Below are 11,365 nucleotides of genomic sequence, written 5' to 3'. Positions count from 1 at the left end.
CCATTCTCTTAAGTATTTCTTTTTTCTGTGTAAGTTGAATTTTTCTTTTGCCAAAACAGAATTAATATAATAAGAATAAATAAGATATTCTGTTGCTGGAGCTAACCAGGTTTCCAATCCCTTTTTTTCAAGCTTACTAATAATATATTGATTTGCTTGCTCATGAAGCCTTACAAAAAACTCACCAGCTATGCCTATCTTTGGTTTTTCTTCATTCGTTCTTTTAACTTCAGAAAATTCACTTTGAGCTTTTCTTAGGATTTCTTCAATAGGAGATAGTTTTGTATCAAATAAATTATAAAAAAATGCCTTTCCAATATTTAAAAGTGTTTTCATTTTTCCATGATTAGTTTTTGAATCTGCTAAATAATCAAGAAGACTTTTCACATATTTATCATAAATCTGATCTGAAGCTCCTGTATTAACCTCATATGGTCTTGTGTGCATTCTCATTTTTTCAAGCTGGTCCACTGCAGTTATACCAGACCATACTTTGATTAGTAAAGACAAGCCAAGATTGAATTCACTATCCACTTCGCCCCCGGTTATTATATCAACATCTATTCCCTTTTTCTGAAATAAAAGAGATTCCAAGCTGGCATACTGCCCTAACCTGCAGGGGCCGCAATCGGTTGTTGCCTGAAAAAAAGCAAACTTTTTCTGGTCAAACTCTGGTTTTTGCATAAAATTAAGCATAGCCTCTGTCGTATGTAGATAAGGGGTGCATACTAAGCCGCAGGTACAGCTTCTCGCTCTTTCTAAGGTTTCATCAGAGCTTACTTCTAAAACCCTTGATTGAATTCCATAGGCATTAAAAACAGCAGATAATGCGTCATTATGTTTTGACATGGGAGGGAGCAAAAGAATTTTATTGCCTTTAATCTCATTAAGACCTTTTAATTTAACATTAAATACTTTACTTTTTTGCTCAAACCCTATTCCCAGATAAGATTTAACTGTATTGAAAAACGCTTGTAATCTGGTATCAATTCCAGCATCACCGGTATGCTCATCCATTTCAATGGTTAAAAATGGTTTTTGTGTTCTACATCTCATTTGTTGGTTTATTTGCGCATCAGGACCGCAGGCAAAATAGGTAATATCAATTCCAAATAGATTTCTATTTGCATTTAATAATTCAATGGCAGTTAGTTTATTTTGTCCTTGAACCCAGTACATTTTTGGCATTTGTTTAGAAATATCTATCGAACCTATAGGAGTAAATTCAAGGGGTATGGCCAAATAACCAGCATCTAAAATTTTATTGACAATATCATTATTTACATTTGCGTCATAAGCTGTGTACGGTCTTGCCATAACTAAAAAAATAGGTTCGTTATTTTTACATTTCTCTTGAATAGAATTAAAAATATCTTTTGTTTTATTCTCAATTTGCTTATCAAACTTTATTTTGTTTACTAATCCCTCTTTAAGTGCTGATCGAACATTTTTTGTGTTATAGCCCATTTTTGCTATAGTTTTCTTCATCTGATCCTCAATATGGTTTAATCCCCAATCGAAAAATAGTGAAGGAGAAAGTAAATTGTTTTGAATGAGGCCTTCTGTTATCAGTTTTGGGGCAGATTTTATGAGATCTGGCGTAGACTGTGTCCATAGACAGGCGACAGAATACTTATAACCGCTAGTTGGTTTTCCGGTGTTGGCAATATGGGGAATAAAAATATAATCAGCACCTTTTTTTAGAAGGTCATCCACATGACCATAGGCTACCTTAATAGGAAAACAATATTCTGCTGGTACTATTTCCAGACCGCGATTAATTATTGTTCTATTCGTTTCATCAGAAACAATGGTCTCTATGCCCAAATGATTAAAAAAAGGGATAAATAAAGGGGAGAAATCATTAAATAACAAACCTCGAGGAATTCCCACTCTCATTTACATGTATCCTCCATTATTTTTTGTCTTTCTTTAAATAAGTTAGGCGGTTTTATTTTTTTATCATCTTTTTTTGCGCTATATCTTTGACATCTGTCACCTATAAAATAGAAGATTTTTTCCTTTCCTTTAATTTCCGCCCGGGTTATGTTGCAGTCATTTCCACAACTTTTGTTAACACATTCATAAGGTCCTATATGATATCTTAGGTTTGATATTTCTTTAAATCCTCTAAAGTTACCTGAATTAGAGGTATCATAGGCATATTTTGCTGCACCTATTGCTCCGGTTATATGCGGCCAGGGAGGGACAACAATTCCTTTTCCTAAAACAGTTTCAAGGGCAGCAACCTGTCCAAGATTAAAGGCAGTAGCACCCTGAAAAACAACCTTTTCTTTTATTTCAAGGCCGCTAACTACCTTGGCTAAATAATTTCTTGCCGTGGCTAAAGTAAGTGCTGCACATAAATTTTCTAAAGATACATTATTTTGTTCGTATTTTATTATTGACTGTTCTGATAAAACCGCACAAGTGTTATCTATATCAGGGGGATTTTTTGCTTTTAAGGCAATATCTCCAAAATCTTCTATTTTAATACCTCTACGCATGGCATACTTTTCCAACAATGCTCCGGTTCCAGCAGCACATGCATTATTCATGGCAAAATCAACAACCACACCCTGATTGATATTAATAAATTTTGAATCTTGTCCACCAAATTCAATAATGCTAAACTCTTTTTGAGGATATACTGTTGTTATGCCTGTAGCCTGCGCAGTAATTTCATCGACAATATGTTCTTTGGAGGCCCCGACTATAAAACCGGTAAGTTGCCTTCCACTTCCTGTTGTGCCTGCCGCCACTTTCTTGATTTTATATTCCCGTTCAATAACTTGATTATATACTTGGTTTATTGCATCTATAGCTGCCCCAACAGGGTCTATTTCTGTTCTTCTATAAAAATAAGCAAGTAATCTAAAGTTCCCATCTGTAAGTTTACCTATTAATGCCGCCTTTGTACTAACCGAGCCAATATCAATCCCTAATCCAGCTAAGGGAATGTTTGCACCGTAAGGCCAATCTTCTTTTGATTTCATAATTTGGGATTTTTTGAAGATTAATGGACCTTGTGACTTATAGCTAAAGGGTATAGTTAATTTTTTCTCTAATTTTTTTATAATATTATTTATATTAACCTCTTGAGCATAGATTGCCGCACCTATTGCACCTATATATAATCCTTGTTTCGGAATAATCATTCTATCTGAAGATAGATTACAAAAATTAATAAGATACTTGACAAAAGCCTTACTAAGTGAGAGACCTCCAATAAGAATAACTCTACCTTCAGGTAACATTCCATTGGAAAGGATGCTTTTAAAACTATCAGCAGAAGCTTTATAAAGTGAGGCTGCCAATACCTCTTTTGGTGTTCCTTTTTGCTGCTGGTGAACCACATCAGATTCACGGAAAACACCACATTTCGCAGAAAGCCTTATGGTTCTTTCAGTTTGATTAGCTATATTAGACAATTCCTCTATTGAACCATATTTAAATCTTTTTGCCATATGCTCAAGTAACAAACCTGAGCCAGCACCACATTTATTTTGTAAATAATGTTGTTCTAAAATTATCTTTTCACTATTTTTATCTATTCCAAATTCATAACATCTCTGGTTTGAAGCTCCAACATCAATAACTGAAAATTTTTCATTTTCCTTAATGTTTAGTCCAAGATAGGAAATACCACCTTTAGCTGCAATTGATTCATTGATTAAATGTTTTTCGTCTAAAACATCCGATAAAGAAATTGAATTAATCCCGGTTACACCGAGATAGGCTTCGTTGCCAAGTTTTATCATAATTTCATCCAATATTTTCTTAAATGTAAAGTTTGGTTTTCCTTCTAATTTTTTTAGGTAAAAAACCATATTTTTCCCATCTATGACAACTGCTTTAAGGTTATTGGAACCAATATCTATCCCAACTTTTTTCATATTAGAATTATTTTCTTTAATTTCCTTTCTAAAAGATCTTTTTGTAAATTTTCGAATTTAATATTGGAACACCTGTTTTTTTAACTTATTTGGTTACTAACTTATTTATCTTATTTTGTATCTTTAAAATTACTTTATTTTCGTGATCTTTATCTAAATCTATCCATTCAACATCTTCTAATTTATTTTTAAACCAGGTCATTTGTCTTTTGGCGTAATGACGGGTTTCTATTTTTACTAAATCAATAGCCTCTTCTTTGCTATATACACTGGTGAGATACTTATAGATTTGATTATACCCTAAACCCTGCATTGAATTTAAGTCTTGTTTATAACCCATGTCTATTAAACTTTTTACTTCTTCGATAAATCCCTTTTTTATCATCTGATCAGTTCTCAAATTAATTCTTTGATAGAGATTCTCTCTATCCCTTCTAAATCCGATAATTTGGTAGCTAAATTTTGTATTAATAACAGAAGATTCTTTTTGTAGGGAAGAGATGGTTTTACCGGTAGACTTAAAAACTTCCAGAGCTCTAATTGTCCTTCTTAAATCATTGGATTTAATCTTTGAAGCAGATATCGGATCTATTGCGGCTAATTTATTATGTAAATAGTTTTTACCGTATATTTTTGCCTCTTCTTCCAGGGTTTCTCTGTACTCGCTATTCTTGGCAGGTCCTGCAAAAAGAGGATAAATGATTGAAGAAATATAAAGACCGGAACCACCCACTAATATCGGTATTTTGCCTCTCTTGAAAACATCTTGTATTATTTTTTCAGCTAACTTGCTGTACTGGCTTGCGTCAAAATTCTCTGCAGGGTCAACAATATTTATCATGTGGTGTTTTATGCTATTTAATATACTTTTATCAGGTTTAGCAGTTCCTATATCCATATATTTATATATTTGCATTGAATCGGCAGATATTATTTCAATATTAGGTACTTTCTGAGCTAATTTAATAGAAATATCTGTTTTACCTACTCCGGTGGGACCTAATAAAATAAGTAAATTATTATCTTTATTATTCATTTTTCAATTAGTTCTCCGTATAAAGTCCAGGGGCTTGAGTTTATTGTTTTAATTTTAACTAATTTTCCCAATAAATCTTTTTGACTGGTGAATACCATGGTTTTATTGTTATCTGTTCTTCCGGAAAATTGATTTGCAATATTTTTTGTAGATTGTTTATCCACCAAAATTTCGAATGTTTTTCCTTCAAGTCTTTTATTAATCCTGGCGGATATTTCCTTCTGTAAATCAATGAGTTTCCATAATCTTTCTTTTTTGATCTCTAAAGGAATTTGAACCGGGAATTGTGAAGCAATCGCATTTTCTCTATTAGAATAAATAAAAGTATAGGCTTCGTCAAATTGTATTTCCTTAAAAGCATTTAAAGTATCCATAAAGTCCTCTTCTGTTTCTCCGGGAAATCCCACCATAACATCGGTAGTAATGGCAATATTGATTATTTTATTTCTAATTTCTTTAATGATATTCTTATAATAATTTATATCGTATTTCCTATTCATCATTTTAAGTATTTTATTTGAACCGGACTGAATAGGTAAGTGGATGTGTTTGCAGACTTTCTTGCAGTTTTTTATGACCTTTATCAAATCGAAAGAAAGATCTTTGGGATGAGAAGTAGTGAATCTTATTCTTTCTATGCCCTCAATTTTATTTAATAATTCCAATAATTTGGGAAAACTAATAGATTGTGCAAGATCATTACCGTAGGAATTGACATTTTGACCTAATAAAAATATTTCTTTATACTTCTTTTGGGCTAAATTATTTACTTCTGATAAGATTTCTGAAACTTCCCTGCTCTGCTCTGGACCTCTGGTGTAGGGGACCACACAGTAAGAGCAGTAATTATTACAACCCCTCATTATTTGAATCCAGGCAGATATTTTACTTTCCCTTTGAATAGGAAGGTGATCCAGACTAAATTTGGAAGTATGGTCACAATAAATATATTTATTACTGCCATATTTAATATTATTGATCATTGTTTCTATATTATTGATTTGGGAAGGGTTGAATATTAAATCAACGAAAGGAGCTCTTTCAAAGATATTTTCTTTTTCCTTTTGAGCCATACATCCACAAATACCTAAAATTACATCCGGATTAGATTCCTTTATTTCTTTTATCTTTCCAATTAAACTAAATATTTTCTGCTCGACTTTGGCTCTAACACAGCAAGTATTTAATAATATTAAGTTGGAGGAAAAAATATCATTGGTAGTCGAATAACCTAATTTTAATAATTGACCAATGATATATTCTGAATCGTTAACGTTCATCTGGCAGCCGAAAGTCTTAATAAAGACTTTCGGCTTATTTTGAGTTAAATGCTTCATAAATTATGCCCACAGTAAAATGTAATATTTTAAGCTTAATTTTATACTTTTATAATAGTATCTTATATTTTTAAAGAAATTGAATTAATCTTTACCCCAAAAATCGTCTGCTTCCTTTTCCATCTTTGTTAGTCTGGTATAATAATCAGGAAATTCATTCAAGTGCGCTAAGGCAATTTTTCCGGTCGTTAAAGGGTTATCATCTGTAACGTTTGTCGCTGGATTGATCAAACCATGCTCTAATTCCACATCCATACCCATTCGAAATTGCTCTAAATCAAATTTATCCCAGGTAATACCTAATTTTTCGCCAATTTTTTTTGCATCATTTTCATTAAAGTGTTTTTTATTTCCCATTTTTTACCTCCTTTATTAAATTTTTACTAACTAATTAGTTATTCATAATAAATTTAATTAAAATACTTTTATCTAATCTAATCACATACAAAACCTAAAAATCACCTAAAAAATTAAACTGCATAAAAAATTAAGGAGGTAATTTTTGATTAAACTACCTCCTTAGTGTTAAATTTCGTTATCTATTTTCATAATAAACACTTATCTATTTTGCATATTCTACCGAGCGGGTTTCTCTAATAACCATCACTTTAATCTGGCCGGGATAATCAATATTCTTTTCCACTTTTTTTGAGATATCCCTGGAAATCTTTTTTGCCGTATAATCATCTACTTCTTCCGGATTTACGATTATTCTTATTTCTCTTCCTGCTTGTATAGCAAATGCTCTTTCTACACCTTCAAAAGAATTAGCAATTTCTTCCAATTTTTCAAGTCTTTTTATATAGGTTTCTAACATCTCACGACGAGCCCCGGGACGGGAAGCAGATATAGCATCAGCAGCTTGAACTAAAACTGCTTCAATGCTTTTAGGTTCTACATCTGAATGGTGAGCAGCAATCGCATTAATAACTTCGGGACTTTCACCATTTTTCTTTGCAATTTCAGAGCCAATTATTGCGTGAGCCCCTTCTATTTCATGATCAACCGCTTTCCCAATGTCATGAAGTAGACCTGCCCTTTTTGCTAATTGAGAATTTACCCCAATTTCTGAAGCCATAATTTCAGATAGATAAGCAACTTCTATGGAATGTTGTAGGACATTCTGTCCGTAACTTGTGCGATATTTTAGCTTCCCCAACAAATTAATAAGTTTTGGATTTAAATTTTTTATATTTGTATCAAATACTACCTGTTCTCCTTCTTCTTGAATCTTGTTGTTAACAATTACTTTGGTTTTTTCTATTATTTCTTCAATTCTTGCTGGTTGTATACGGCCATCGGTAATTAGCTTTTCTAAAGATAGTCGAGCTACTTCTCTTCGTATAGGATCAAACCCCGAAATAATTACTGCTTCCGGAGTATCATCTACTATTAAGTCAACCCCACTTAACATCTCAAATGTTCTGATATTTCTGCCTTCCCTCCCTATTATCCTTCCTTTCATGTCTTCATTGGGTAACGGTACAAAAGAGGTAGTTGTTTCGACAGTATGGTCAGCAGAATATCTTTGAATCGCTAGTGATATTATGTTTCTGGATTTTTTATCTGCTTCAACTTTTGCCTGTTCTTCAATCTCTTTAATCATCTTACCGGTTTCATGGGCGAGTTCTTTTTCTAAATTGCTAAAAAGTTCTTTTTTGGCTTCTTCTATACTCATATTTGAAATCTTTATCAATTCATTTTTTTGTTCTAAGTATAAATCATTGATTTTTTGGATATTATTTTCGAGTTCCTTTTCTTTATAATTTATTGATTTTTCTCTTTTTTCAAGTGATTCTATTTTTTGAACCAGGCTATTACTTCGGTTAATTAAGCTATTCTCAAGCCTCTGCATTTCAACTCGCTTTTGTTTGATTTCTATCTCAACGTCTTTTTTAATATTATAAGCCTCTTCTTTTGCTTGCAACTCAGTTTCTTTCTTTAAGGAATTTGCTTCTCTTTCGGCGTTTTCTATAATATTCCTAGCGCTTATCTCTGCTGATGAAATCTTTGCTTTGGCAATATATTTAGCGAAGAAATAACCTATGATTAAACCAATAAAAATGTTTAGAATAATGATATAGTAAATTCTAATATTACTTCACCTCCTAATATTCAATTTACAAGGTACGTAGATATAATTTAATTTAAATAACTTTTTAAATAATCAACAATGTATTTATCAAGAATTAGAAACCGTATAAATTAGATAAGAGATTATAAAAAATGCCATATTTGTTTAAAATATTTTAACCTGTATAGATGAAAAAGTCAAATTGACAAAAGAAGGTATTGAGTATTTAGTATCAAGTATCGAGTTAAGAAAGAGAAAAAAAGCTAGTAAATTTTTATACTAAGAAATTTGCATCTTATAAAAATAGTAGAATCCGAGAATCAGATAAAATTCATATTGAGTATAAAATAAAGTAACCAGTAATAAGTAATCTGTAACGAGCACCTCTTTTTATAATTTTAAGCTTAATCTTATTACCCATTAGCTATCACTTATTACTGTATTTTTATTGTTTAGTTCATCGTAAATATTTCTGGAAATTTCTATTGAAAAACCTCTTCTTAACAAATAATTATATATTTTTTTGGGATCGACCTCAATATTTTTTATTTTAGATGAGACAATTTTATCTTGAATAAGGTCTCGAGCTAAGGTTAATTCATCTATTTCTTGGTAGGTTTTTTCTATTACTTTTTGAATGATATCCTCTTTGATCCCTTTCATTCTTAGCTCTTTATTTAACTTATACCTACCTATAGGTTTGTTTTGTAATTGGAATTGTGTCCACATCTCGGCAAAAAGTTCATCGTTAATATAATCATTATTCTCTAACCATAAAATAAGATAAGCTATAATCTTTTTCGAATAACCTTTGTACTGTAATTTTTTAGATATTTCATATCTGCTATAAGCTCTACGAGATAGAATCTTTAAAAGATATTCTTTACCTCTTATGATCTCATCTTCCGAAATGATTTTTTCTATCTCTTGATTAGTCAATTCTTTGCCAAGGCTAATATCAAGAGATTTAATTATATTTTCATTGATTTTGTATTTGGCCTTATTATCAAGGCAAATAATTATCTTGCTGATATCTTTTTTATCATACTTTATAGAGGTAATTTTACCTATTTTTTTGGACCCTCTTCTATATTAATTTTTTTGTCGACCCCAGCTGCTTCAAATATTTTGTTTTCAATTTCTTGTGCAATTTCAGGGTGTTCTTCTAGATAGGTTTTACAGTTTTCCCGTCCTTGGCCGAATTTTATATTATTATAAGATATCCAAACTCCCGATTTTTGTAATATATTATATTTAACACCAAGATCGATAATATCCCCTTCTTTGGATATTCCTTTGCCAAAAATTATATCAAACATGGTTTCTTTGAAAGGAGGGGCTAACTTATTTTTTACCACTTTTACCTTCGCGGTAATTCCCACATCATTTTCATCTTTTTTAATAGTGGCCTTTCTTCTAATATCCATTCTAATAGTAGAATAAAACTTGAGAGCTCTTCCCCCAGGTGTTGTCTCAGGATTACCAAAAAAAATGCCTATTTTTTCTCTAATTTGGTTTACAAATACAGTTGTGGTCCTTGATTTGCTAATAATTGCGGTTAGCTTTCTTAATGCCTGGGACATTAATCTTGCTTGTAATCCCATATAGGAATCTCCCATATTACCTTCTATTTCTGCTTTAGGTACTAAGGCAGCTACTGAATCTACCACAATAACATCAACAGCATTACTTCTAACTAAAGATTCGGCTATTTCTAAGGCTTGTTCACCAGTATCGGGTTGAGAAATAATTAATTCATCTGTATTAACTCCAATGTTTTTTGCATAGATTGGATCTAAGGCATGTTCAGCATCGATAAAAGCAGCGATACCATCATTTTTTTGAGCTTCAGCGATAATATGTAAAGCAAGTGTAGTCTTTCCGGAAGATTCAGGACCGAAAATCTCTATTACTCTTCCCCTTGGAACTCCACCTATTCCCAGAGCGATATCAAGGCTTAGTGAACCGGTTGAGATAGTGTTACTTCCAGATACTTTTGGGCGGTCTCCTAATTTCATAATAGATCCTTTTCCAAATCTTTGCTCAATATTTTGCATCGCCACATTTAATGCTTTTTCTCTTTCCGGGTTCTTTTGTTGTATTTTGTCAGTCATTTTTTAGTTTACTCCTTTATATTTCTTTTTTATGAAAAATTTACCCCTCTATTTATTATTCTATTGCATCAATAAAGGGAATTGGGCGGTTAGATTATATATTGGCCCATTCGGTGTTAAATTGCTTTCCATGAGATCAATACTATCAATCGTCTGTGAAAGATTATTTACCTGAATTCTTTTGATTATTTGAATAAAATCAGTCTTGTTTTGAATAAACTTTGCCCTTCCGATGGTAATGTGACCGGAAAAATCTTTGTCTTCACGAGGAAAGCCATTATTCGATAAATTATCTTCTACTTCATTATAAATCATTTCTATCTCGCTTAACCCTTCTTTAATTCCCACCCATATTATTCGAGGCATCTGATAACTGGGGAATATTCCTATATGAGAAGATAATTTAATAACAAAAGAATGGTGTCGGATGGCGATTTTTTTTAATATCGATTTTACTAATTCCCTTTCTTTTAGCGAAATGTAGCCTAAAAATTTCATTGTGAGGTGCAAGTTTAGTTTTTCTACCCATTTTATTTTGCTTTCTGGGATAGATAGGATAGCTTGAATAGAAGCTAAATATTCTTTTATCTCTGGATTTAAATTTATGGCAATAAATGCCCTTGTTTTCACCAAATTATTTTAGTACATTCCTTCTTTTCTTTTGTTTAAAATTGTGTAAAAGCTTATCAAATCCACTGTTGTTGCTTGAGACAATATTTTTGAACTCTTTTAATTGTAATTTATATTTTTGTCTAACTGAAATTAAAAAATTCATATATTCGCTGGTCTTGTAGTTGGGATAGGTGTATTCACAAGGAACAAACGATTTCCTTATAAATCTAAGTGTAATTTCAGCATATATCCCTTGATTAAGATAGATTCTGGATGGTCCATTTTTTGTGCTGGCT

At 31.8% G+C, this 11,365-nt stretch carries 10 protein-coding genes; all 10 read right to left on the bottom strand.

Features of this window, described 5'->3' with window-relative positions; genetic code table 11:
• Positions 1–1,899, bottom strand: a 1,899-nt coding sequence (locus ENO17_07385; protein ID HER24851.1) for a hypothetical protein, incomplete at its 3' end; no start/stop codon positions are given.
• Positions 1,896–3,896 (bottom strand): hypothetical protein, encoded by a 2,001-nt coding sequence (locus ENO17_07380; protein HER24850.1) that lies wholly within the window; start codon positions 3,894–3,896, stop codon positions 1,896–1,898. The genes ENO17_07385 and ENO17_07380, both read right to left, overlap by 4 nt.
• An 85-nt stretch (positions 3,897–3,981) precedes the next feature.
• Positions 3,982–4,932: a tRNA (adenosine(37)-N6)-dimethylallyltransferase MiaA gene (gene miaA / locus ENO17_07375; GenBank protein HER24849.1), complete on the bottom strand. Its 951-nt coding sequence runs from the start codon at positions 4,930–4,932 to the stop codon at positions 3,982–3,984.
• Positions 4,929–6,269, bottom strand: coding sequence for a tRNA (N6-isopentenyl adenosine(37)-C2)-methylthiotransferase MiaB (miaB, locus tag ENO17_07370; GenBank protein HER24848.1), 1,341 nt, complete (start codon positions 6,267–6,269; stop codon positions 4,929–4,931). Before miaB ends, miaA begins: the two co-directional genes overlap by 4 nt.
• Positions 6,270–6,353: 84 nt before the next feature.
• Complete coding sequence (locus ENO17_07365; protein HER24847.1) at positions 6,354–6,626, bottom strand: hypothetical protein; 273 nt, start codon at positions 6,624–6,626, stop codon at positions 6,354–6,356.
• A 205-nt stretch (positions 6,627–6,831) separates the two neighbouring features.
• Positions 6,832–8,364: a ribonuclease Y gene (rny, locus tag ENO17_07360; GenBank protein ID HER24846.1), complete on the bottom strand. Its 1,533-nt coding sequence runs from the start codon at positions 8,362–8,364 to the stop codon at positions 6,832–6,834.
• A gap of 399 nt (positions 8,365–8,763) precedes the next feature.
• Entirely contained in the window at positions 8,764–9,414 is a 651-nt protein-coding gene (locus ENO17_07355) for a regulatory protein RecX (GenBank protein HER24845.1), read from the bottom strand.
• Positions 9,411–10,457, bottom strand: a complete 1,047-nt coding sequence (gene recA, locus ENO17_07350) for a recombinase RecA (protein ID HER24844.1) — start codon at positions 10,455–10,457, stop codon at positions 9,411–9,413. Before recA ends, ENO17_07355 begins: the two co-directional genes overlap by 4 nt.
• A 60-nt stretch (positions 10,458–10,517) precedes the next feature.
• Positions 10,518–11,090, bottom strand: coding sequence for an RNA 2',3'-cyclic phosphodiesterase (gene thpR / locus ENO17_07345; protein HER24843.1), 573 nt, complete (start codon positions 11,088–11,090; stop codon positions 10,518–10,520).
• A gap of 1 nt (position 11,091) precedes the next feature.
• Positions 11,092–11,365 (bottom strand): DUF4416 family protein (locus ENO17_07340; protein ID HER24842.1); only part of this gene is annotated, 274 nt, incomplete at its 5' end.

The organism is Candidatus Atribacteria bacterium, assembly GCA_011056645.1.
In the GTDB taxonomy this organism is placed as follows: Bacteria; Atribacterota; Phoenicimicrobiia; order Phoenicimicrobiales; family Phoenicimicrobiaceae; genus Sediminicultor; species Sediminicultor quartus.
The sequence above is the reverse complement of the archived record's forward strand: the minus strand, read 5'-3'. Positions and strand labels throughout refer to the sequence as shown.

Coding starts and splice junctions, on each gene's coding strand:
- ENO17_07380 (HER24850.1), bottom strand. CDS start 3,896: ATGAAAAAAGTTGGGATAGATATTGGTTCCAATAACCTTAAAGCAGTT.
- miaA (HER24849.1), bottom strand. CDS start 4,932: ATGAATAATAAAGATAATAATTTACTTATTTTATTAGGTCCCACCGGA.
- miaB (HER24848.1), bottom strand. CDS start 6,269: ATGAAGCATTTAACTCAAAATAAGCCGAAAGTCTTTATTAAGACTTTC.
- ENO17_07365 (HER24847.1), bottom strand. CDS start 6,626: ATGGGAAATAAAAAACACTTTAATGAAAATGATGCAAAAAAAATTGGC.
- recA (HER24844.1), bottom strand. CDS start 10,457: ATGACTGACAAAATACAACAAAAGAACCCGGAAAGAGAAAAAGCATTA.